Here is a 23233-nt window from a genome sequence, read left to right as displayed (position 1 = left end):
CGGGCGGAGGGGCGGGCTTACAGCGTTTCCGCCGTGCGCTGCATCCATTCCCGGTGGCGCAACTCGTCGGCATGGGCCTTCTGGAAGAAGGCGCGCGACTTCTCGATGGCGTCCGGGTGGACCGAGGCGCGTTCATAGGCCGTGACGGTGTCGTTCTCGTTCGTGGCCATGGCCTTGAGGATGGCCCCGTCGCCGAACAGATCCGCCAGGGCGATCTTGCCGGTGGTCAGCAGTTGCTTCATGTCGCCCTGCTGCGGCGCCTCGGCACCCGTCTGGGAAGCCATTTCCTGCAAAACTTCAAGATGTTGCAGGTGATCCTGGCGGAACGCATCGACCTGCCGGGACAGGGCCGCGTCCCCAAGCCGCTCGATGGTGGATTCATAGGCCGCGATCGCGTCGTGTTCCAGAAGGATCAGGTTGCGGACCAGATCCTCGATGGTGTCTTCGGTGCCGATGGTGGTCGCCATGCTTGCCTCGTGATGGGAAGGGGTGTGACAGGCTGAACCGTTCGGGCCGCCGTTTGTTCCGTCATGCGGGGACGGGGCGTCCCTTGCGTTCAGGCATTCGGGGGCAGGGATGGAACAGATGACGACCTTTTCGCTGTCCGATCACCTTGGCCCGCTGACGCCCGCCTTCGAATGGATGGTGGTCGCCATCGAACTGTTCGCCATCGCGATCCTGCTGCTGGGGCTGCTGCAATTCGCGCGCGCCTTCGCCTCGGGCGAGATCCTGGAACGCGATGCCCACAAGCGCGGCCACCAGTTGAACCTGGGCCGCCTGACGCTGGGCCGGCACATCCTGGCGGGGCTGGAGGTGCTGATCGTGGCCGACCTGATCCGCACCATGCTGCACCTGACGATGGACAACATCCTGCTGCTGGGCGGGTTGGTGGCGATCCGGTCGCTGATCTCGTTCTTCCTGGAGCGCGAGCTGAGCCGTCTGGGGCGCGACGAACGATCCTGAACGAAAAGGGCCTTTGAGGTCCGGTTCAGGGCGCTGTGCGGCAAGGGTGTCAGCCGGGCCGAAACCTGCGGCCCTTGGCTGCGGTCACAACTGGTCACCCTCATCGGGTATCGGGCCGTCCACGGCGACGGCCCCTTCGACGTAAACACCGTCAGCGCCGAACGACGGGTCCGTTCCGCTGTCGTCGCCCGGCCAGGCGCCTGCCTGTTCCTCAGCCCGACTTCGCCTGTCGCCTCCGCCCATCGGTTGCGCGACCCAACCGTCAGTGCAGAAGGTGCTGCTGGCCTGGGTCGTGCAGGCCCGCGCAGGGTCGGCCATTCCCAAGACAGCCAGGATCAGGACTGCAATGACGCGGATCATGTGATTACCCCGTGGACCGTGCTGCCCATCCCCTACAGCGAAATCCTCAAGGCAAGGTTAGCGTCCCTGCATGATTGCGACCGGCCAAGCAAAAAGGGCGCCCGAAGGCGCCCTTTCCGTCTGCCGCAAGGCAGGGATGATCACATCATCCCGCCCATGCCGCCCATGTCGGGCATACCGCCGCCCTGGCCTTTCGGCTCGGGCTTTTCGGCGATCATGGCTTCGGTGGTGATCAGCAGGCCCGCGACCGAGGCCGCGTCTTCCAGGGCGGTGCGCACCACCTTGGCCGGGTCGATCACGCCGAACTTGAACATGTCGCCATATTCCTCGGTCTGCGCGTTGAAGCCGAAGGTCTTGTCGTCGGATTCGCGGACCTTGCCGGCAACCACGGCACCGTCAACGCCGGCGTTCTCGGCGATCTGGCGCATCGGCGCTTCCAGCGCGCGGCGCACGATGGCGATGCCCGCTTCCTGATCCGAGTTTTCGCCCTTGAGGCCTTGCAGCGTCTTCCCGGCCTGGACCAGGGCCACGCCGCCGCCGACGACCACGCCTTCCTGCACCGCGGCGCGGGTCGCGTTCAGCGCGTCATCGACGCGGTCCTTGCGCTCCTTCACCTCGATCTCGGTCATGCCGCCCACGCGGATGACGGCAACGCCGCCCGCCAGCTTGGCCACACGTTCCTGCAGCTTTTCACGGTCATAGTCCGAGGTGGTTTCCTCGATCTGCTGGCGGATCTGGCTGACGCGGGCCTCGATCTCGGACTTTTCACCGTTGCCATCGACGATGGTGGTGTTGTCCTTGTTGATCGTGACCTTCTTCGCGCGGCCCAGCATGTCGATGCCGACATTCTCCAGCTTCATGCCCAGGTCTTCGCTGATGACCTGGCCGCCGGTCAGGATCGCGATGTCCTGCAGCATGGCCTTGCGCCGATCGCCGAAGCCCGGAGCCTTGACGGCGGCGATCTTCAACCCGCCGCGCAGCTTGTTGACGACCAGGGTCGCCAGGGCTTCGCCCTCGACATCCTCGGCTACGATGACCAGCGGCTTGCCCGACTGGATCACGGCTTCCAGCAGCGGAACCATCGGTTGCAGCGAGGACAGCTTCTTTTCGTGCAGCAGGATGTACACGTCTTCCAGATCCGCGATCATCTTGTCGGGATTGGTGACGAAGTAGGGCGACAGATAGCCGCGGTCGAACTGCATCCCTTCGACGACTTCGACCTCGGTCTCCATCCCCTTGTTTTCTTCGACGGTGATGACACCCTCGTTGCCGACCTTCTGCATCGCGTCGGCGATGAAGCGGCCGATATTGGATTCGCCGTTGGCCGAGATGGTGCCGACCTGGGCCACTTCGTCGCTGTCGGTGACGGGACGCGAGGCGGCCTTGATCGCCTCGACGACCTTCAGGGTCGCCATGTCGATGCCGCGTTTCAGATCCATCGGGTTCATGCCGGCGGCAACCGCCTTCATGCCTTCCTTGACGATGGCCTGGGCCAGCACGGTGGCGGTGGTGGTGCCGTCGCCGGCCTCGTCATTGGTTCGCGAAGCGACTTCGCGGACCATCTGGGCGCCCATGTTCTCGAACTTGTCGGACAGTTCGATCTCCTTGGCGACCGTCACGCCGTCCTTGGTGATGCGGGGCGCACCGAAGGACTTGTCGATCACGACGTTGCGGCCCTTGGGACCCAGCGTGACCTTGACGGCATCGGCCAGGATGTTGACGCCTTTCAGCATCCGGTCGCGGGCGTCCGTGTTGAACTTGACTTCTTTCGCAGCCATTGGAATCTCCTGAAGTTAGGGGTGAAGGACGCGGATCAGGCGATGACGCCCAGGATGTCGCTTTCCTTCATGATCAGCAGCTCTTCGCCGTCGATCGTGACTTCGGTGCCCGACCACTTGCCGAACAGCACGCGGTCGCCCGTCTGGACCGACGGCGCGATCAGTTCGCCCGAGTCCTTGCGCGCGCCTTCGCCGGTCGAGATGATCTCGCCCTCGGCGGGCTTTTCCTTGGCGCTGTCGGGGATGATCAGCCCGCCCTTGGTCTTTTCGTCCGACTGGACGCGACGGACCAGAACGCGGTCATGCAGCGGTTTGAATGCCATAGGGGAACACTCCGTGTTTCAGGTTGCAGTGTTGCGTTGTTGGCACTCATCAGTGTCGAGTGCCAATAGCGATGATCTAGGCCAATGGATCGGACCTGTCAACGGCAGGTTGCCGCCAAATGTGTTCCGGCCCGGCTGGCCAAGGGGGCGGGGCTGTGCCAGCCTTGCGGTGGGCAACGACAGGAAGGATCGGATGCGTATCGTTCTGACGGCAATCCTGACGCTGTGGGCCGGGGCGGCCCCTGCGTCCGAATGCGTGGGCACCAACCTGTTCCAGACCATGCCCCCCGACCAGCGGGCCGAGATCGACGCGGCGGTGGCGGACGTTCCCTATCACCGGGGACTGCTGTGGCGGGCCGGCAAGGGCGATCAGTCGATCACCCTGGTGGGCACCTATCATTTCGGCGATCCGCGCCACGATCCCATGCTGGTCCGGCTGGAGCCGGCCCTTGCCGATGCCGCCGTTGTCCTTGTCGAGGCAGGCCCGGCCGAGGAGCGCAAGCTGACCGAGGCGCTGGCGGACGATCCCACGCTGATGGTCGATCCGACGGGGCCGACGCTGCCCGAACGGCTGAGCGACAAGGATTGGCAACTGCTGTCTATGGCCATGGCGGAACGCGGCACGCCCGCCGTCGTCACCTCGAAGCTGCGGCCCTGGTATGTGGCGATGATGCTGGGGATCAGCCCCTGCATGATGAAGCAGGTGGCGGATACCGGCGCCCGGGGGCTGGATCACCGCCTGGTCGAGCGGGCCGAGGCCCTGGACGTGCCCGTCCGCGCGCTGGAGCCATGGGACACGGTCTTCACCCTGTTCCGCGACCTGACGCCCGACCAGGAAATCGAGATGATCCGCACCGCCTTGCCCGCCGCCGCCTATGCCGACGATTACGCTGTGACGCTGACGGACGCCTATTTCGCGGGCGATGTCTGGGCGATCTGGGAATTCGGGCGCTTCGATGCCTATCGCACGTCCGGGCTGACGCGCGATCAGGTCGATGCGCAGATGCGGCTTGCGCAGGACCAGCTGATGGACAAGCGCAATCGGGCCTGGATCGGCCCGCTGACCCGAAGCGCGCGGGAGGCCGCAGCCCAAGGCAAGGGCATCGTGGCGGGCTTCGGCGCGCTGCACCTGCCGGGCGAGGGCGGCGTGCTGCGCCTGCTGGAACGGGACGGCTGGACGATCACCCGGCTGGACGGCTAGCGCCCGCCCAGCACCGACAGCGCCTGCGCCTGTCCGCCCTTGACGAAGGTGATGCGGCTGTCGCCGATGTCGGTGATGGTGCCGCCGTTGATCTTGTCGCCAAGCCGCAGCGTCAGCACGCGGCCGTTCGACAGGCGCACAAGGGCGCGGCTGGCCTTGCCCGCGCCGATGGTGCCGATGATCTGCGTGCGGTTGATCTGGATGCCATCCTCGACGGTGGCGGCGATGCCCGCGGTGGTCGGCGTGCGGCCGTCGGGGATAGCAGTTGCGACCTCGGGTTCCTCCTCGGCCTCGGGGGGGGCATAGCGTTGCTGGCGGGCGGCGGCGGCGCGGGCCTCGGCCTCGGCCTGGGCGCGGGCGCGGGCTTCGGCGGCGGCGCGGGCCTGCGCCTCGGCCTGGGCGTCCTGGGCGGCGCGGGCGCGGGCGCGGGCCTCGGCCTGGGCCTGCAGTTCGGCATCCTCGCGGCGCTGTTCGGCCAGCGCCGCGTCCTCGGACTGGGCCTGGGCTGCGGCGCGCAGGTCGTCGGGGGTGGGGGCCAGGGGGGCCGCGGCGGCGGTGACGGTCGCCGCGGCGGCAGCGGCGGCCCCGCCCGCGCGGCGCGGCGGAAGGGCAGATGAACGAAGCGCCGTCAAAGCGACGGCGCCGGGCAGGGAGGAGCTTTCGGATACGGCGGCGGCGACGGCCTGGTCGATGGCGGCACCGGACAGGCTGGCCTTGCCGGGACCGGGATCGCTGCGGGTCGCCGTTCGCGATCCGCCGGGCCGTGCGGCGGGGCGCGCCGACTGGTCCAGTCCCGCCGTTGACGCCGAAGGCCGGGACGCGGCCCGGCCCTCGGGGCGATCCGCGTCCGCCACCGCGGCGGCGACCGCGTCCCGCACCGCGCGTTGCGAGGGCGCGCCGACCGCCACCGGCTTGCGCGCCGGGCGGGCATCGGCCAGGCGGATGACCGCCGCGCGTTCGGCCTGCGACAGCCGGGATGCGCCCGCCTGCGCCGTGCGCAGGTCGCGCAGCAGATCCCTCAGGGCCTGTTCCTCGGCCCGGGTCAGGCGGGTTGGCTGGCCGTCCTCGGACCCGCTGCCTTGCTCGATGCTGCCTTGCCGTTCGGGGCGGGCGGGCGGGCGGGCCGACCCGGTCGCGGGTTGCGAGGCGCGAGCGGGCGCGGCCACGGGCGCGGCAGCCGGGGCGCGGGCCGGGGCGACCACAGCGGGCCGGGGCGGGCGGGCCGTCGTCAGCCGCGAGGGTTCGGGCTGCGCGCGTTCCGTATAGGGCCGGGGATTGGCGGGCACCGCCGGGCGGGCATCCGTCCGCGCCGGGGCCGAGGCGCGCACGGGCGCCACGCGCGGCGGACGGGCCGAACTGGCCAGTTGCCGGCGCGCCGGAGCGGCCGCGCGCGGCGTGGCTGCGGGGGCAGCCGCGGCCTTGGCCGCAGGCGCGGGGCTGGCGGGGGCAGCGGCAGGGGCACTCGCCCTCGGGCGCGGCGCCTCGGCCAGTTCGGCTGCCAGGGTCGCGGCGCTGATCGGGGTTTTCGGGGTTGCCGGTGCCGGGCTGTTCATCGCCTCGGCCAGGGCCTGGGTCAGCGCGTCACCGGCCTGCGCGGCAGGAACCTGCTGTTGCGGCTGCGCGGGCGCGGGCAGCGCCGCCGTCACGGGGCTGGTTGTCGGCGCATCGCGCTGGACCTGTGCAGGGGCAGGGACGGGCGGGGTCGCGTCCGCCGCGGCGGTTTCCGGCTGCGTGGCCGCAGGCGTCGGGCCGGCCAGGGCCGGTTCGACCGGCGGGGTCGCCGCTTGGGCCACCGGCTCGCTTGCGGGCGGGACCATGGCGGTTTCCACGGGCGCGGGTTCGGGCGTCGCAGCGGCGGTTTCGGCGGGGGCGGGGACCGGGGCGGCGTCCACCGGCTGCGGGACCGGCGCGGTCGCCGCGATCTCGGGCGCCGGGGCCTCGCCCGAGGGTTCGGTGCCGAAGAAGGCCAGCACCGCCACAAGGCCCAGGACCAAGAGGCCCATCATCACGGGCAACCGGCCCGGATCCAGTCGCCGCAGGCGGGCCAGCAGGGACGGGGCAGGCGTCCCGGCCTCCTCGGGTCCGGCGGCACGGATCGCGCGGGCCTGGCGGGCACGGTCATGCACGGCCTGCGCGCGCGGCGGCAGGACACGGGGCGCGGCCGGGGCCTTGCCTTCGCCATGCCGGATCACCTCGGCCGCGGCTGCGGGCATCGCCTTTTCTGCGGCTTCCGCGGGGACGGGCGGCGCCTCGGCCCGGGGCGGCACCACATGGGGCACGATGCGGGAAACGGTCAAGGCGGCGCTTGCGGCCACCTGCGGTGCCGCGGCGGCGGGATCGGCCACCGCTGGGTCCGTCACCCGGGCCTGCGTCAGGTCGGGTTCGCTGAAGGGCGTGCGGACAAAGCGGTCGCCCGCCAGCCGGCTGGGTCCGAAATCGGGCTGGCCGTCGAAGCGGGCGTCATCGGGGCGGGCGACGAAGCCCGAGGGGCGGAAGCCCTGGGCACGGGCAAAATCCTCGGCCTCCTCCAGGGTGCGGCGGGCGACGGCGGCGATGCGCAGCGTCTCGATGTCGCCGTTGTCCGACGGGCACCAGTCGAAGGCCAGTTCGTCGGCCGTGTAAGGGGTCATGGCCTCCAGCGCGCGGGCGATGGCCTTGGGCGTGTCGGACCCGACCGGAACCGTCAGCGTGGTGTACAGGATCTGGTCGTCGGGAATGACCAGGACCGTGTCCAGGTCCCCCGGCACCACGCCGGCCTGATCGCGCAGCGCGGCAAGCCTGGCCGTCATCTCGCGCCCCGCGAAGGGAGCCTGGCCCAGGGGCCGCCAGCCGAATCCGTCGCGATGTTCAAGCAGGACCGCCTCGGACGTGAAGCTCATGGCGAATTCGGGCGGCGCGATATGTCTGTTCATGGTGGATCACTGCTCGATTACGATCGCGTGTTTTACGGGTCCGCGACTTGGTGGGTTGTGCCAGATCTACCGGAAATTGCCGGATGGGGAAAGCGAATCTGGCGCAGCCGTGAACGGATTTGCCTTGAACCGCCCGGCCTGCCCCGGTGTTAGCTGGGGAACGGAATTTTCCGCAGAGAGGACAGAACCATGACACAGGTTTCGCGCAATCTGGCACGGGCCGCGCTGGCGGCATCGGCGGCCCTGGTGCTTGCCGCGCCCGCAATGGCGGCCCCCGGCAAGGGCGGCCATCCCATGTGCCACCCCGGCCTGTCGCGCCTGACCGTGACGGGCCAGGGCGAGACGCGCGTGGCCCCCGACATGGCGACGATCCAGCTGGGCGTGACCACGCAGGCCGCCAGCGCGGCCGAGGCGATGCGCCAGAATTCGACGCAGCAGACCGCCGTCATCGCAGCCTTGACGGGTGCGGGGATCGAGGGGGCGGATGTCCAGACCTCGGGGCTGAACCTCAATCCGCTGATGGATTACGCCGAAGGCCGCGCGCCCACCGTCACGGGCTATCAGGCCACCAACATGGTCGCGGTGCGCGTCCGCGACGTGGCCCGCCTGGGCGAGGTTCTGGACGCCATCGTCGCGGCGGGCGCGAACGAGATCAACGGCATCGGCTTCATCCGCGACGACAGCGCCGCCACCGAGGACGAGGCGCGCCGCGCCGCCGTCACGGACGCCCGCCACAAGGCCGAGGTTCTGGCCGAGGCGGCGGGCCTGACGCTGGGTCCGGTGCTGGTGTTGCGCGACACGCCCGCGATGGAAGGCCCGCGTCCGATGATGATGGAGGCGCGTGCCGCGGCGGACGCCGCCAAGGTGCCGATCGCGGCAGGGGAACTGGCGATGACCGCCATGGTCGAAATGCAGTTTGCCCTGACGGGACAGGATTGCGGACCGATGCCCGGCGGCCACGGCCACATGCAAGGCAAGCATGGCCACATGAAGGGCGGGCACGGTCCTATGCACGGCGATCATCCGCCGATGCCGGGCGGGGCCGGACGCCTGCCCGAAGGACACCCCCCGGTGCCGGGCGATGCCCCCGCCCCCGAAGGTGGCCCCGCCGCCCCTGCGCCGGGCGACATGCCCCCGCCGATGGGCACCGACGGCGGCGCCCCCGAACCGGGCGAGCCTATGGCGCCGATGGGCGAGGCCCCGGCGGCTCCGCCTCCGCCGCCTGCGAACTGACCGGAAAGGGGGCCTTGCGCCCCCTTTTCCTCAGGCGACCGCCGCCGCCAGGGCCTGGTCCAGATCCGCGATCAGGTCGGCCGGGTCCTCGATCCCGATGGACAGGCGCAGCAGGTCGGGGGCGGCGCCCGCGGCGCGCTGCTGATCGGCGGTCAGTTGCCGGTGGGTGGTGGATGCCGAATGGATCACCAGCGACCGCGCATCGCCCAGGTTCGCCACATGGCTGAACAGCTTCAGCGCGCCCACCACCTTGACCGCCGCATCATAGCCGCCCTTGACCGCGAATGTGAACAACGCCCCCGCGCCCTTGGGATACAGCCGCCGCGCCGTCGCGTTCCAGGGAGAGGACGCCAGTCCCGCATAGGTGACGGCCGTCACGCGCGGGTCGCTTTCCAGCCATTCCGCAACCTTTTGGGCGTTCTCGACATGGCGCGCCATGCGCAGGCCCAGCGTCTCGATCCCCATCAGCGTGTAATGCGCGCCCTGCGGGTTCATGGTCATGCCCAGGTCGCGCAGGCCGATGGCGATGGAATGGAAGGTGAAGGCCGCCGGGCCGAAGGTCTCGTGAAACCGCAGCCCGTGATAGGCGGGTTCCGGGTCGGACAGGCTGGGGAACTTGCCCGAGGCCGACCAGTCGAACGCGCCGCTGTCCACGACCGCGCCGCCCGTCACCGTGCCGTTGCCGGTCATGTATTTGGTCAGGCTGTGGATGACCAGGGTCGCGCCCATCTCGATCGGGCGGCACAGGTAGGGGGTGGCCAGCGTGTTGTCCACGATCAGGGGAATGCCCGCCGCCTTGGCGACCTCGGCCACCGCCGGGATGTCGGTGACATAGCCGCCGGGATTGCTGATCGATTCGCAGAACACCGCGCGGGTGTCGCCGTCGATGGCCGCAGCCAGGGCGTCGAGGTCGTCGAAATCCACGAACTTCGCGGACCAGCCGAACCGCCTGATGGTGTGGCTGAACTGCGTGACCGTGCCGCCGTATAGCCGGGTCGAAGCGACGATGTTGCGCCCCGGCGCCATCAGCGGGAACAGCGCCATGATCTGCGCCGCGTGGCCCGACGAACAGCAGACCGCGCCCGCGCCACCCTCCAGCGCGGCGACGCGGTTCTGCAACGCGCCCACGGTCGGGTTGGTCAGCCGGGAATAGATGTATCCGACCTCTTGCAGCCCGAACAGGCGAGCGGCGTGGTCGGCGTCCCGGAACACATAGGACGTGGTCTGATAGATCGGCACCTGCCGCGCGCCGGTTGCGGGATCGGGTTCGGCGCCCGCGTGGATCGCCGTCGTGTCAAAGCCCTGGGTCATGTCGTCCTCCTTTGATCCTGCGCAGAAGGTCACGACAAGACCGCGTTTTCAATTCCGAAATCGGGCTTGTTCCCACCGCTTCATGCCCCGAACATGCGGCCAGCCGACAGGAAGGATCCCTCATGCGCATGATCGACTTCAGCAACTGGAACAGCATCCTGTCCACGGTGATCGGGATCGCGCTGTTCGCGCTGATCGGCATCGGCATCCGGGTGCTGGTGATGTTCACCGTCCAGCAGCGGCGTGAACGCATGAACCGCCAGATCAACGAACGCCTGCGCGTGCTGATCGCCGCCTACAAGGTTCTGGGCGGATCCTTCACGGGCGACCTGGCGGTCGATCCCACCCACCTGCGCGACCTGCGCCAGCGCGCCGCCGAGGGCGCAGAGCCGTCCGAGGGGTCGGACCGCCGCCGCCGCATCCGCGACGCGGTCGAGGCCGCGCTGTCCGACATCCTGCTGTTGGGAACGGAAACCCATGTCCGCCTGGCCGAACGCGCCGCCCGCGACCTGGTCGAGGGCCGGCCCGTGCATACCGGCGAATTGGTCCGGTCCCTGCGCGATTTCATCCGCCAGGCGCTGGATCTGGACCCCGTGCCCGCAAACCTCGCCATTCCGCCGCAGGGTCCGACGCGACCCGCGCCGGGCGGCGGCAAGGGCCGCGACGAAGCGCGGTCCCGCAGCGGCGGCGGGGGTGGTGGGGGCGGAGAAGGAGGCGGCGGAGGCATGGGGATGGGCATGGGCATGGGCCGCGCCGCCGACGAACCCGCCAGCGGGTCCGGTCCCGCGTCCTAAAGCGGCCGGTTGTATCGGATGAACGGCGTCCGCACCCCCACCCGATCATACAGCATCCGGCCCGCATAGTTGAACTCCTGCGTCAGCCAATAGACGCGCGGCCCTCCCGCCGCGTCCGCCGCCGCATAGACCCCTTCGATCAGTGCCCGTCCGACGCCCTTGCCCCGCGCATCTGCCGACGCGAACAGATCCTGCAGATAGCAGACCCCTTCGGGAAACCACATGTGCGGGTGAAAGACGTAATGCGTCAAACCCAGCAACCGGCCATCCGCCTCGGCCACGAGGGCGTGGAAATCCTGCGGGTCGCCGCCCATCAGCCGGTCGAAGACCCCGTCGAAGAAATCCTGCGGCAGATCCGGCCGGTCATAGAACCGGTGATAGCCGTCGTAAAGCGCCTGCCACTGGTCCTTGTCACCGGCGTCCAGGGGGCGGACGATCATCGCTGCCGCCGCGCCATGAAGGCCAGTTTCTCGAACAGCGCCACGTCCTGCTCGTTCTTCAGCAGCGCGCCATGCAGTTTCGGCAGCATCGTGTGGGGATCGCGCTTCAGATCCTCGGGGGCCAGATCCTCGGCCAGGATCAGCTTCAGCCAGTCCAGAAGCTCGCTGGTGGAGGGCTTCTTCTTCAGCCCCGGCGTGTCGCGCAGCTCGAAGAACTGGTGCAGCGCCTGATCCAGCAAGGCCCGCTTCAGCCCAGGGTAATGCACGTCCACGATGGCCCGCAGCGTGTCGGCATCCGGGAAGCGGATATAGTGGAAAAAGCACCGCCGCAAGAACGCGTCCGGCAGTTCCTTTTCGTTGTTCGAGGTGATGATGACCACCGGGCGGTGCGCGGCCCGGATCGTCTCGGCCGTCTCGTAAACGTGAAACTCCATCCGGTCGAGTTCCTGCAGAAGGTCGTTGGGAAACTCGATATCCGCCTTGTCGATCTCGTCGATCAGCAGGACCACCTTGCCGGGCGCCGTGAAGGCCTGCCACAGCTTGCCCTTGCGGATATAGTTCGACACGTCATGGACCCGCGCATCGCCCAGCTGGCTGTCGCGCAACCGGCTGACAGCGTCGTATTCATACAACCCCTGCTGGGCCTTCGTGGTTGATTTCACGTGCCATTCGATGATCGGCAGGTCCAGGCTTTCCGCCACCTGCCGGGCCAGTTCCGTCTTGCCCGTCCCCGGTTCGCCCTTGACCAGCAGAGGACGTTCCAGCGTCACGGCGGCATTGACCGCAATCGCCAGGTCGGGCGGGGCGACATAGCGGTCGGTGCCTGTGAACTGCATGAAACTCTCCTTTCAGGTGAACTGGTTGTGGCACAACAACGCAGGGTGTCGGCTGTCTTCGCCCCGGCCTCGTTTCGCCTTTTGACAAGCAGCACGTCATACTTTAAGGGGGCGCGCAAGGGTGCCGGTTCGCGTTGCAGCCCGGCTCTGCCGGAGAGGATTTATGAAAGCCCAGACCTTCCTGCCCCAGGACTATCGTCCCGCCGAGGATGAACCCTTCATGAACGACCGGCAGCTGGAATATTTCCGGCGCAAGCTGGAAGCCTGGAAACAGGAATTGCTGGAACAATCCGCCGAAACGCTGGAAGGCCTGCAGGACAGCGCCCGGTCGGTGCCCGACCTGGCCGACCGCGCCAGCGAGGAAACCGACCGCGCGCTCGAACTGCGCACCCGCGACCGCCAGCGCAAGCTGGTCAGCAAGATCGACGCGGCCCTGCGCCGGATCGAGACGGGCGAATACGGCTATTGCGAGATGACGGGAGAGCCGATCAGCCTGAAACGCCTGGACGCGCGCCCCATCGCCACCATGACGCTGGAAGCGCAGGAACGCCACGAACGGCGCGAGCGGGTCCACCGCGACGACTGATCCCATGCCCGGGGCGCTGCAATCACGGCCCGTGACCATCGTCGGCGGTGGCGTGGCCGGCCTGACCGTTGCCCTGGCGCTGCGCCGGCGCGGGGCCGATGTCACCGTTCTGGAACGCGCCCCCGCGATAACCGAGGTGGGCGCGGGCCTGCAGCTTTCCCCCAATGCGATGCGTGTCCTGGACGCGCTTGGCCTTGGCCCGGCGCTGGACGCGCTGTCGCTGCCAAGCCGGGCGGTGCGGCTGCGCGATGCCTCGGGGACCGAGGTGGTGCGGCTGGATCTGGCCCGCCATCGCCCTGGCGCGCGCTTCCGCCTGATCCACCGCGCCCGCCTGATCGAGGTCCTGGAACAGGCCGCCCTGTCTGCCGGGGTGCGGATCGACCTGGGCCGGACCATCGAAACCCCGCCCGATGTCCCCCTGCTGATCGGCGCCGACGGGCTGCACAGCCGCATCCGCGCCGCCCTGAACGGACGCGAGGTGCCGTTCTTCACCGGCCAGACCGCCTGGCGCGCCGTGATCGCCGCCGAGGACGCCGAACCCGAGGCGCAGGTCTTCATGGGACCGAACCGCCATCTGGTCAGCTATCCGCTGGCGGGGGGCCTGCGCAACATCGTGGCCGTTCTGGAAACCCGCGACTGGCAGGACGAGGGCTGGTCGCGCCCCGACGATCCCGCCAACCTGCGCGCGGCCTTTGCCGGGTTTGGCGGACCCGTGCCCGGCTGGCTGGCGCAGGTGGACCAGGTCCATGTCTGGGGCCTGTTCCGGCACGAGGTCGCCGCCCGCTGGCAGGACGGCCGCATGGCCATCCTTGGCGACGCCGCCCATCCGACGCTGCCCTTCATGGCGCAGGGCGCCTGCATGGCGATCGAGGATGCCTGGACGCTCGTCGCCTGCCTGGACGCGACCTCTGATCAGGAAACCGCGCTGTCCCGTTATCAGAACCTGCGCAAGCCGCGCACCGCCAGCATCGTCGCCGCCGCGAACGACAACGCGCGCAACTATCACCTGACGGGTCCGAAGCGGCTGGCCGCCCATGCCGCGCTGCGCCTTGGCGGCCGCATCGCGCCGGGCGCGATCCTGTCACGGTTCGATTGGATCTATGATTTCGATCCGGTGGCGGAAACGCCCTGACACTTTCATCTTTGTAAAAATATCCCACGGGGGTCCGGGGGTGTGAAACCCCCGGCCTTGCCGCCTCAGGCCGCCTTTTCCACGGCCGCGACGATCCCGTCCACGACCTCGCGCAGGACGGTTTCGTTCTCGGCCTCGGCCATCACGCGGATCAGGGGTTCGGTGCCCGACTTGCGGATCAGCACCCGCCCGCTGCCTGCCAGACGCGCCTCGGCATCGGCGATGACGGCCCGGACCGCGGCGGCCGACAGGGGATCGGCGCCTGCGGCGTAACGCACGTTCTTCAGCATCTGCGGCACGGGGTCGAACTGCGCGGCAAGCCGGCTGGCGGTCTGGCCGGTTTCCGCCATTGCGGCCAGGACCTGCATGGCGGCGATCAGCCCGTCGCCGGTGGTGGCATAGTCGGTCATCACGATATGGCCCGACTGCTCGCCGCCCAGGTTGAAGCCGCCCTCGCGCATCCGTTCGACCACATAGCGGTCGCCCACGCGCGTGCGTTCCAGCCGCAGGCCCCGGCCCGCCAGGAAATGCTCCAGCCCCAGGTTCGACATGACCGTGGCGACCAGGGCATTGCCTCGCAGGCGGCCCTGCTCGGCCCAGCGGGCGGCCATCAGCGCCATGATCTGGTCGCCGTCGGCCACGCGGCCCCCTTCGTCGATGATGATGACCCGGTCCGCATCGCCGTCCAGGCTGATGCCCAGATGCGCGCCGTTTTCAACCACCGCCCGCGCGCAGGCCTCGGGGTGGGTGGACCCCACGCCCGCGTTGATGTTGCGCCCGTCGGGATCGACGCCGATGGAAATCACCTCGGCCCCCAGTTCCCACAGCACGTCGGGCGCGGCGCGATAGGCCGCGCCGTTGGCGCAGTCGATCACCACGCGCAGCCCGTCCAGGCGCTGGCCCGCCGGAAAGGTCGTCTTGGCATATTCGACATATCGCCCGCGTCCGTCGTCGATCCGCCTGGCGCGGCCGATATTGGCGGGCTGCGCGGGAACGATCTCTCCGGCGACGATGCTTTCGATCTCGGCCTCGGCCTCGTCGGACAGCTTGAAGCCGTCGGGACCGAAGAACTTGATGCCGTTGTCCTCGGCGGGGTTGTGGCTGGCGGAAATCATGATGCCCACATCCGCCCGCATCGACCGGGTCAGGAACCCCACGGCGGGGGTCGGCACCGGACCCAGCAGCAGCACGTTCATGCCGGTGCTGGTCAGCCCGGCGGTCAGCGCGTTTTCCAGCATGTAGCCCGACAGGCGCGTGTCCTTGCCGATCACCACGCGATGCGCGCTGTTCTGGCCCTCGCGCCGGAAGTAACGTCCCGCCGCCGCGCCAAGGCGCAGCGCCATCTCGGCCGTCATGGGGTGGGTGTTGGCGCGCCCGCGCACGCCGTCGGTCCCGAACAAGCCTCTGCTCATCTACCTTGCCTTTTCGTTATCGTTGACGGCCTGCCACAGCCGCAGTCCTTGAACCAATCCGCGCACGTCATGGACGCGGTGAACCTGCACGCCTTGGGCCACCGCCGCCAGCGTCAGCGCAAGCGTCCCGGGCGCGCGGTCGGCGGGGTTGTCCGCGCCCCCGATCGTGCCGATGAACCGCTTGCGCGAGACGCCCAGCAGGATCGCGCAGCCAAGCCCATGATACAGCGAAATCCGCCGCAAGATGGCAAGATTATGCGCCTGCGTCTTGCCGAAGCCGATGCCCGGATCGACGACGATGCGCGCGCGCGGAATGCCCGCCGCCTCGGCCCGCCGGATCCGGGCGTCAAGCGCGTCATAGACATCCAGCAGCACGTCGTCATAGCGCGGATCGTCCTGCATGGTCGCGGGCAGGCCCTGCGCGTGCATCAGGCAGACCGGCACTTGGCGCTCGGCGACCAGGGGGGCCAGCGCGGGGTCGAAGTCGAAGCCCGAGACATCGTTGACCATCGCCGCCCCGGCCTCCAGCGCGGCCTGCGCCACGGGGGCCTTGCGCGTATCGACGGACACCGGCGCGCTGCCGGACAGCGCGCGGATTGCCGGGACGATGCGGGCGATTTCGTCAGCCACCGGAACCTCGGCCGCGCCGGGGCGGGTCGATTCGCCGCCGATGTCCAGAAGGTCGGTGCCATCTTGGACCAGCTGCTGGCCATGCCGCACCGGGTCATAGGCGCCGCCGTCCGAAAAGCTGTCGGGCGTGGCGTTGACGATGCCCATGACGCGCGGGCGGTCCAGCGACAGCCCGGCCAGAGCAGGACGAGGGGCCGTCAGGCGGCCCAGCACATCCGCCGGGATGTCGTCACTGACCCGGGCTGCGGCCCCGCGTTCCAGGATTTCGACCTGCGAAAAGCGCGTCCAGCCGCCCGCCAGGGCATGGCGTCCGTGGGCAACGGGAATGGGGCGGTAATAGAGCGTCACTCCGCAGCCCCGGGAATCCGGCCCACCGCAAGCCCGTCGGGCGGCACGGGCAAGGGCGCGGGTGTCGCGAAATCCACGCGATCCGCCGACAGGCGCAGGGCCAGCCAGAAGGCCAGGGCAGGGGCCTCGGGCGCGGTTGCAGAGGCTTCGACGGCCAGACGCGCGGGCGCCCAGACCACCGGGCGTTCGTCGCGGATGGCGGCGTCAAGTTCTGTCCGCGTCTCGGCCACCTCGATCCCCAGGGCGGCGGCCAGGATCCAGGCGGCTTGGTCGAAGGCCAGCAGGGCGATGCGCCGGGCATCGCCGCCTTGCGGCAGGGGCCGGACGGGGGCATCGGGAAGGACAATCGTGGCGCCACGGGGCAAGGCAGCGGGCTGGCCCAGGACGATCCGCACCGGCAGAGGCGAGCGCGCCACGGCCACGCGGCCCGCGTCGCGGCTGATCGTGATGCCAAGCGCCCCCGGACTCCGGTCCAGCTTTTCCACGCAAACCTCGATCCGGGCGGCGCGGGGATCGGCCAGCACCTCGGCGGCGATGCGTTCGGCCAGCGTCTCGACCAGGTTGTATCGCTGGTCGGCCAGGGCGGCATCCACCGCCTGGACCAGCACGTCATAGGACAGGATCCGGTCCACATGGTCGTCGCCCGCATCCACGGGATCGCGCAGATCGACCGTCAGGGTAAAGCGCAGGCGCTGCCGGTGGCCGCGTTCGGACTGGAAGGCGCCGATTTCGGCGTCGATGACATGGTCGCGCAGGTGGATGCGGTCAGGCTGGTTCATGCCCGGCTATTCACAGCAAATCCCGCCCGCAGGCAAGCCCGGCCTTCAGTTCGAGGCGACGCGCTGCCCGCCCGGGCGATAGAAGATGTGCTGCCCGATCTGCACCGTGCGCTGGAAGCGGCGCGACCAGGCCGGGTTGACGGCGGGGGTGTGGAAATAGGTGGCCCCGCCGGTCAGGACGCGCGGCGCGCCCGCCAGCGCATTGCGGGCGATGTCGCGGGCGCGCAGATAGGCGGCCTTGTTGCCGATCGCCTTGCGCCCGCCGATGGTATAGCTGAACTGGCTGGGCTGGTTCACCACCCCGCAGACCGAGGACGCGAATTGCCGGCTGTCCACGCGGTTCAGGATCACCTCGGCCACGGCGGCCTGGCCGCGGGTGCTTTCGCCGCGCGCCTCGTGATAGATCGCCTCGGCCAGGCAGTTCAGGTCGCGTTCGTCGAAACGGCCCCGCGCGGCCTTGGCGGTGCTGGCCAGGAACAGTTCCGCCTCGGGATTTTCGTCGGCCACGGGACTTTCGACCTTCACAGGCTCTGCGCCCGTATATAGAAGCGGCTTCGGGCGGCGGGTGTCGCCGCCGTGTGCGGCAGCCAGGGTCGGGGCGTCGAACAGCCCGGAATCGGTCGAGAACAGCGAGCCGTTGCCCGCGAGTACGCTTGTCGCAGTCAGGGTCAGGGCGGCGGCGCACAGGCAAGACGGCGCCAACCGCTGAAGCAGCGTTTTCATAAGCATTCCTATAGCCGTGCCAGATGGACGAGGCGTTAACAGCACCGCAGGGCCAGGCAGATGGCGTGCCGCGGGATCAGCGGAATGATTACGGTTTTAACGACCGGCTCATCTACGGAACTTGCCCGCGAAGTCCCGGATGGGGGCGAAACGGGGGTTTTCCGGCAGCATCCCGCCGACCCGAAAAGCGCGGACCGGCAGGTTTCGGCAGAATGACAACCTGAGGGGGTGCGATAAGGGACTGTCGCAACGCGATAATCCGCATCCTGGGACGGCGAATCAGTCAGCCGTCCGTGTCGCGCGAGCGTGCCCGCAGCGCCGATTGCGCCGCCGCCAGACGCGCCACCGGCACCCGGAAGGGCGAGCAGGAGACGTAATCGAAGCCGGCGTCATGGCAAAAGGCGATGGATTCGGGATTGCCGCCATGTTCGCCGCAGACCGAGATGGTGATGCCCGGATGCCGCTGGCGCGCCCGCTGCGCCCCCGTCAGCAGCAATTCCCCCACACCCTCCTGGTCCAGGCAATGGAACGGGTCTTCCTCGTAGACGCCCTGGCCGACATAGGTGCCCATGAAGCGCCCGGCATCGTCGCGCGACAGGCCATAGGTCATCTGCGTCAGGTCGTTCGTGCCGAAGGACAGGAACGCGGAATGCGCGGCGATGTCGCCCGCCCGCAGGCAGGCGCGCGGCGTTTCGACCATCACCCCCAGGCGATAGGTGAAATCGGCGTGGCGGTCGTTCCTGACGGCGGCGGCCACGGCGTCGATGCGGTTCTTGACCAGTTCGACCTCGCGCATGGCGCTGACAAGGGGGATCATGATTTCCGGCACGACGGGATCGCCCTTGCGGCTGGCCTCGATGGTCGCCTCGAAGATGGCGCGGGCCTGCATGTCGTAGATCTCGGGGACGGTGATGCCCAGTCGGACCCCGCGCATCCCCAGCATCGGGTTGAATTCCGACAGCGCCTCGACCCGGCGGGTCACGTCGGACAAGGGCAGGTCCATGGAATCGGCCAGTTCCCGCAGCCCCTCGCGGTCGTGGGGCAGGAATTCGTGCAGGGGCGGGTCGAACAGGCGGATGGTGACGGGCAGGCCGGCCATGATCTCGAAGAGCGCGGTGAAATCCTGGCGCTGCATGGGCAGGATGCGGTCCAGCGCCAGGCGGCGATCCTGGGGGGTGTCGGCGAATATCATCTCGCGCATGGCGGGCAGGCGCTCGGCGTCGAAGAACATGTGTTCGGTCCGGCAGAGGCCGATACCCTGCGCCTTGAAGCGCCGCGCGGCCAGCGCATCCTCGGGCGTGTCGGCATTGGCGCGCACGCCGATGCCCCCCGCCGCGTCGGCCCAGTCCAGAAGCTGCGTGAAGTTGTCGTCCAGCGCCGGTTCCAGCAAGGGCACGCGGCCCGCCAGAACCTCTCCGCTGGAACCGTCCAGAGTGATCTCGTCCCCTTCGCGCAGCGTGACGGCGCCCGCGCGCAGCGTCCGCTGGCGGGCGTCGATGCTGATGCCGGTCGCGCCCACGATGCAGGGCAGGCCCATGCCGCGCGCGATCACCGCCGCGTGGCTGGTGGTGCCCCCCCGTTCGGTCAGCACCCCGACCGAGGCGTGCATCCCGCGCACATCCTCGGGGGCGGTTTCGCGGCGGACCAGAATGCAGGCCTCGTCGCGTGCGGCCGCGGCCTGGGCCGCCGCCGAGGTGAAGACGATGCGGCCGGTGGCGGCCCCGGGACTGGCGTTGATGCCGCGCGCGATCACCTCGCGCGGGGCGCGCGGATCGACCTGCTGGTGCAGAAGGTCGGCCAGCGCGCGGGGTTCGACGCGCATCACGGCCTCGGATTCCGGGATGATGCCGTCGCGGGCCAGCGCCACGGCGATGCGGACGCCCGCGCGCGACGTGCGCTGCACCCGCGTGGCGTCGATGACCGCAATCTGGCCGTCCACGATGACGAATTCGATCTGCATCTCCTCTCGCAGGCGTTCGCGGGCGGCGACGCCGAAGCGGATCAGGTCGGCAAAGACCTCGGGCGCGGTGTCCTCCAGTGACGGGCCGCGCTCGTCGCGGGTCAGGAACTGCGTTTGCGCCCCCGGACCATCGGTGCCGCCGTGATGCTGGCGGCGAAAGCGGCCGGTGATGCGCGGGGCGCCGGTGACGGAATCGGCGAACTGGATGCTGCCCGACCCGCACAGCCCCGGTCCCAGGCCAAGCGCCATCTGCTGCACCACCAGCCCCAGCGGCGCATCAGGGGGCGCGCCCTTGGCCTGGCGCAGCAGGCGCGCGGTCGGCCCCTCCCAGGCACGGGCCATGGACCGCAGCACCTCGGCCAGCTGGGTGGCGGGATCCTGGGGGAAATCCTCGTCGGTTTCATTGCGATAGCAGCGCAGGGCCTCGGCCAGGGCATCGTCGCCCTCCTGGGCGAACATGTCGGGATCGAGGCGGGCGATGTGGATCGCGTATCCCTGGACGAAGCGGCGATAGAGCGTGTCGGCATTTGCCTTGCCGATCCGGGCGGCCAGCCGGTCGTGGGTGGCGTCATTGATGCCCACGTTCAGGATGGTGCCCGGCCCGCCCCATTCCGGCATCATGGCCGAGGGGCGCACGCTGACCAGCCCGTCCCCGTCGCTGAACAGATCCGACAGCGCGCCCAGATCGACCGGTTTTCCGGTGGCGATGGACTGCACCGATTCGGACGGAATGGCAAAGCTGCGCGGCACCGGCAGGCGCATCCTGACAAGCCGTTGCAGGCATTTCGCCCGCCAGCCGTGGCAGGCGCGTTCCACCCCGGCCGAGGGGGTGATCTCTGTCACATCGGGAAGGCTGCGCGGTTCCATGTCGCGCGAACGATAGGCGCGCGGCAACCGATGCCGCAAGCGCGAAAAAGGGGGGCGAGGCCCCCTTTGCCGGTCTTGTTCGACGCCGATCCGGTTCGACGCCGATCCTATTCGACGCCAATCCTATTCGACGATCGTGACCTTGGCCATGTAGTCGGGGGCCTCGACCGCGCCGTTGGCGTTCGCATCGCCCTTCTTGATCTGGGTCAGCACGTCCCAGCCATCGACCAACTGGCCCACGACCGTGTATTGCCCGTCGAGGAAGGTCGCGGGGGCCAGGTCGATGAAGAACTGGCTGTTGGCGCTGTTCGGATCCTGGGCGCGGGCCATGCCCACGGTGCCCGCCTGGAAGGACACGTCGTTGAACTCGGCCTCCAGATCCGGCAGGTCGGAGCCGCCGGTGCCCGCCATGGCGACGCTGGCGCCGCCCTGTAGCCCGTGTTCAACGTCGCCCGTCTGGGCCATGAAGCCGTCGATCACGCGGTGAAAGACCACGCCGTCATAGGCGCCGGATTTCGCCAGCTCGACCAGGCGGGCCACATGGTTCGGCGCCTTGTCGGCCAGCAGGTCCAGGGTGATGGTGCCCTTGGACGTGCCGTCGGCGGCGGCCACCTCGATCACCATGTTCGGGCCGGGGCCGTCCTGGTGCGCGGGGGCCTGGGCTTGGGCTGCGGTTGCGGCCAGGATGAAGGCGGGGACCAGCAGCTTACGCATCGGCGGCCACCTTGACCGAGATCATGCGGTCGGGGTTCGCGGGCGGCTCGCCCTTGGCGATCTTGTCCACATGCTCCATCCCCGAGATCACGCGGCCATAGACGGTGTACTGGCCGTTCAGGAAATGGTTGTCCTTGAAGTTGATGAAGAACTGGCTGTTGGCGCTGTTGGGGTTCTGCGACCGCGCGGCACCCAGGGTGCCCCGGTCATGGGGCAGCTTGGAAAATTCCGCCGGAAGGTCGGGCAGGTCTGATCCGCCGGTGCCTGCGCGGCCGGGGTTGTAGGCGTTTTCCATGTTGGCGTGTTCCACGTCGCCGGTCTGGGCCATGAAGCCGTCGATCACGCGGTGAAAGGCCACGTTGTCGTATTTCCCGGCGCGGGCCAGTTCCTTCATGCGCGCGGCATGTTTCGGGGCGACATCGGTCAGCAGCTGGATGACGACCGGGCCATCCTTCAGTTCGATGATGATGGTGTTTTCGGGATCGGTGATCTCGGCCATGCGGTCCTCCTTTGCCATGTTCGGGTCTTGGTCTAGGGCTTTGGCGCCCCAAGGGCAACGCGCAAAGCCGTTCACGCGTTGATCACCGTTATGCGAGAGTTGACGCCGCCCGCCCCATGCGGGACAAGCCTTCGACGCCCCAAATGCCCGAAAGGACGACATGATGGCCGATTTCAAGACGATCGATGATCTGGACATGGACGGCAAGGTCGTCCTGACCCGCGTGGACGTGAACGTGCCGGTGGAAGACGGCCGCGTGACGGACGCGACGCGGATCGAGAAGATCGTGCCCACCGTCAAGGACATCCAGGCCAAGGGGGGCATCCCGGTCCTGCTGGCGCATTTCGACCGTCCCAAGGGCAAGCGCGTGGAGTCGATGAGCCTGAAGCAGATCGTGCCCGCGCTAGAAGCGGCCCTGGGCCAGCCGGTGGTCTTTGCCGACGACTGCATCGGCGGCCCGGCCAAGCGCGTGGTGGCGGGCCTCAAGCCAGGCGACGTGGCGCTGCTGGAAAACACGCGGTTTCATGAAGGCGAGGAAAAGAACGATCCGACCTTCGCGGCCTCGCTGGCGGCCTTGGGCGCGGTTTATGTGAACGACGCCTTTTCCGCCGCGCACCGGGCGCATGGATCGACCGAAGGCCTGGCGCGGCTGCTGCCGTCCGGCGCGGGACGGCTGATGGAGGCGGAACTCAAGGCGCTGGATGCGGCCCTCGGCACGCCGCAGCGGCCGGTGATGGCGGTGGTGGGCGGGGCCAAGGTGTCCACCAAGCTCGACCTGCTGATGAACCTGGTGGACAGGGTCGATCACCTGGTGATCGGCGGCGGCATGGCCAACACCTTCCTGGTGGCCAAGGGGGTCGAGGTCGGCAAGTCGCTGGCCGAACGCGACATGGCCGACACCGCGCGCCAGATCCTGGAAAAGGCCGACGCGGGCGGCTGCGTGATCCATCTGCCGCTGGACATCGTCGTGGCGCGCGCGTTCAAGGCGGGCGCGGAATCCCAGGTGCTGCCGGTGGACCAATGCCCGGCGGACGCGATGATCCTGGATGCGGGTCCGGCGACCGTCGAGGCGCTGCGCGAGGCGATGGCCCGGTGCAAGACGCTGATCTGGAACGGCCCGCTGGGCGCCTTCGAGATCGAGCCTTTCGACCGCGCGACCAACGCCGCGGCCCAGGCGGCGGCAGGGTTGACGCGGGACGGCAGGCTGATTTCGGTCGCGGGGGGCGGGGATACGGTCGCGGCGCTGAACAAGGCGGGGGTGGCGGGCGATTTCACCTTCATCTCGACCGCCGGGGGGGCCTTCCTGGAATGGATGGAAGGCAAGGAACTGCCCGGCGTGGCGGCGTTGAAGGCGGCGCGGCACGTTTGACAAAGGAAAGGGGGCGCTCGCGCGCCCTCTTGCGCCCGGGGGCGCAATTCACCCCCCGAGGAT

The 23233-nt window shown here is 69.1% G+C and carries 22 protein-coding genes; 7 read left to right on the top strand and 15 right to left on the bottom strand.

Annotated elements, in window-relative coordinates; translation table 11 throughout:
• Positions 1-17 precede the first annotated feature (17 nt).
• Positions 18-467, bottom strand: a complete 450-nt coding sequence (locus GIY56_RS02610; protein WP_154763245.1) for a DUF892 family protein — start codon at positions 465-467, stop codon at positions 18-20.
• Positions 468-585: 118 nt separating this feature from the next.
• On the opposite strand from GIY56_RS02610, the gene GIY56_RS02605 reads away from it, so the two are divergent.
• Positions 586-963, top strand: coding sequence for a DUF1622 domain-containing protein (locus GIY56_RS02605; RefSeq protein WP_196053522.1), 378 nt, complete (start codon positions 586-588; stop codon positions 961-963).
• Between the two features lie 84 nt (positions 964-1047).
• On the opposite strand, the gene GIY56_RS02600 is transcribed toward GIY56_RS02605, so the two are convergent.
• From GIY56_RS02600 to GIY56_RS02590, 3 genes are all read right to left on the bottom strand, one after another.
• Positions 1048-1323 carry a hypothetical protein gene (locus GIY56_RS02600; RefSeq protein WP_154763243.1) on the bottom strand — a complete coding sequence of 92 codons (276 nt, stop codon included), beginning with the start codon at positions 1321-1323 and terminating at the stop codon, positions 1048-1050.
• A gap of 140 nt (positions 1324-1463) precedes the next feature.
• Positions 1464-3101 (bottom strand): chaperonin GroEL, encoded by a 1638-nt coding sequence (groL, locus tag GIY56_RS02595; RefSeq protein WP_154763242.1) that lies wholly within the window; start codon positions 3099-3101, stop codon positions 1464-1466.
• Positions 3102-3136: 35 nt separating this feature from the next.
• A complete protein-coding gene (locus GIY56_RS02590; protein WP_154763241.1) occupies positions 3137-3424 on the bottom strand; it encodes a co-chaperone GroES in 288 nt (95 codons plus the stop codon).
• Positions 3425-3617: 193 nt separating this feature from the next.
• Here GIY56_RS02590 and GIY56_RS02585 point away from each other — a divergent pair, with 193 nt between their 5' ends.
• Positions 3618-4625, top strand: a complete 1008-nt coding sequence (locus GIY56_RS02585; protein ID WP_154763240.1) for a TraB/GumN family protein — start codon at positions 3618-3620, stop codon at positions 4623-4625.
• Here GIY56_RS02585 and GIY56_RS02580 read toward each other — a convergent pair.
• Positions 4622-7537, bottom strand: a complete 2916-nt coding sequence (locus tag GIY56_RS02580; protein WP_154763239.1) for a hypothetical protein — start codon at positions 7535-7537, stop codon at positions 4622-4624. The genes GIY56_RS02585 and GIY56_RS02580 overlap by 4 nt on opposite strands.
• A gap of 189 nt (positions 7538-7726) precedes the next feature.
• Here GIY56_RS02580 and GIY56_RS02575 point away from each other — a divergent pair, with 189 nt between their 5' ends.
• Entirely contained in the window at positions 7727-8770 is a 1044-nt protein-coding gene (locus tag GIY56_RS02575) for an SIMPL domain-containing protein (RefSeq protein WP_154763238.1), read from the top strand.
• 30 nt (positions 8771-8800) lie between these two features.
• On the opposite strand, the gene GIY56_RS02570 is transcribed toward GIY56_RS02575, so the two are convergent.
• Positions 8801-10081: an O-acetylhomoserine aminocarboxypropyltransferase/cysteine synthase family protein gene (locus GIY56_RS02570; RefSeq protein ID WP_154763237.1), complete on the bottom strand. Its 1281-nt coding sequence runs from the start codon at positions 10079-10081 to the stop codon at positions 8801-8803.
• Positions 10082-10203: 122 nt separating this feature from the next.
• Between GIY56_RS02570 and GIY56_RS02565 the strand changes: the two genes are divergently transcribed.
• A complete protein-coding gene (locus GIY56_RS02565) occupies positions 10204-10875 on the top strand; it encodes a hypothetical protein (protein WP_154763236.1) in 672 nt (223 codons plus the stop codon).
• Here the strand turns inward: GIY56_RS02565 and GIY56_RS02560 are convergent.
• Positions 10872-11315 (bottom strand): GNAT family N-acetyltransferase, encoded by a 444-nt coding sequence (locus GIY56_RS02560; RefSeq protein ID WP_154763235.1) that lies wholly within the window; start codon positions 11313-11315, stop codon positions 10872-10874. The genes GIY56_RS02565 and GIY56_RS02560 overlap by 4 nt on opposite strands.
• A complete protein-coding gene (locus tag GIY56_RS02555) occupies positions 11312-12151 on the bottom strand; it encodes an AAA family ATPase (protein WP_154763234.1) in 840 nt (279 codons plus the stop codon). The genes GIY56_RS02560 and GIY56_RS02555 overlap by 4 nt, the downstream gene beginning before the upstream one ends.
• A 163-nt stretch (positions 12152-12314) precedes the next feature.
• Between GIY56_RS02555 and dksA the strand changes: the two genes are divergently transcribed.
• Positions 12315-12737, top strand: coding sequence for an RNA polymerase-binding protein DksA (gene dksA / locus GIY56_RS02550; RefSeq protein ID WP_154763233.1), 423 nt, complete (start codon positions 12315-12317; stop codon positions 12735-12737).
• A gap of 4 nt (positions 12738-12741) precedes the next feature.
• The gene (locus GIY56_RS02545) at positions 12742-13869 is read left to right on the top strand and encodes an FAD-dependent oxidoreductase (protein WP_154763232.1); all 1128 of its coding nucleotides are present in this window, start codon (positions 12742-12744) and stop codon (positions 13867-13869) included.
• A gap of 65 nt (positions 13870-13934) precedes the next feature.
• Here GIY56_RS02545 and glmM read toward each other — a convergent pair whose 3' ends face one another.
• The 7 genes from glmM to GIY56_RS02510 form a co-directional block, all read right to left on the bottom strand.
• A complete protein-coding gene (gene glmM / locus GIY56_RS02540) occupies positions 13935-15281 on the bottom strand; it encodes a phosphoglucosamine mutase (RefSeq protein ID WP_154763231.1) in 1347 nt (448 codons plus the stop codon).
• A complete protein-coding gene (gene folP, locus GIY56_RS02535; RefSeq protein WP_328288411.1) occupies positions 15282-16259 on the bottom strand; it encodes a dihydropteroate synthase in 978 nt (325 codons plus the stop codon).
• A complete protein-coding gene (locus GIY56_RS02530; RefSeq protein WP_154763230.1) occupies positions 16256-17038 on the bottom strand; it encodes a dihydroneopterin aldolase in 783 nt (260 codons plus the stop codon). The genes folP and GIY56_RS02530 overlap by 4 nt, the downstream gene beginning before the upstream one ends.
• Before the next feature lie 45 nt (positions 17039-17083).
• The gene (locus GIY56_RS02525; protein ID WP_154763229.1) at positions 17084-17761 is read right to left on the bottom strand and encodes a cell wall hydrolase; all 678 of its coding nucleotides are present in this window, start codon (positions 17759-17761) and stop codon (positions 17084-17086) included.
• 283 nt (positions 17762-18044) lie between these two features.
• On the bottom strand, positions 18045-20588 hold the full coding sequence (locus GIY56_RS02520) for a putative PEP-binding protein (protein WP_154763228.1): 2544 nt from the start codon (positions 20586-20588) through the stop codon (positions 18045-18047).
• Positions 20589-20711: 123 nt separating this feature from the next.
• Positions 20712-21302 carry a peptidylprolyl isomerase gene (locus GIY56_RS02515; protein WP_154763227.1) on the bottom strand — a complete coding sequence of 197 codons (591 nt, stop codon included), beginning with the start codon at positions 21300-21302 and terminating at the stop codon, positions 20712-20714.
• On the bottom strand, positions 21295-21801 hold the full coding sequence (locus GIY56_RS02510; protein WP_154763226.1) for a peptidylprolyl isomerase: 507 nt from the start codon (positions 21799-21801) through the stop codon (positions 21295-21297). Before GIY56_RS02510 ends, GIY56_RS02515 begins: the two co-directional genes overlap by 8 nt.
• Positions 21802-21964: 163 nt before the next feature.
• On the opposite strand from GIY56_RS02510, the gene GIY56_RS02505 reads away from it, so the two are divergent.
• A complete protein-coding gene (locus GIY56_RS02505; protein ID WP_154763225.1) occupies positions 21965-23170 on the top strand; it encodes a phosphoglycerate kinase in 1206 nt (401 codons plus the stop codon).
• The last annotated feature ends 63 nt before the right edge of the window (positions 23171-23233 follow it).

The sequence above is a fragment of the Paracoccus lichenicola genome (genome assembly GCF_009708075.1).
Classification (GTDB): Bacteria; Pseudomonadota; Alphaproteobacteria; order Rhodobacterales; family Rhodobacteraceae; genus Paracoccus; species Paracoccus lichenicola.
This window is presented reverse-complemented; position numbering and strand designations above follow the sequence as displayed.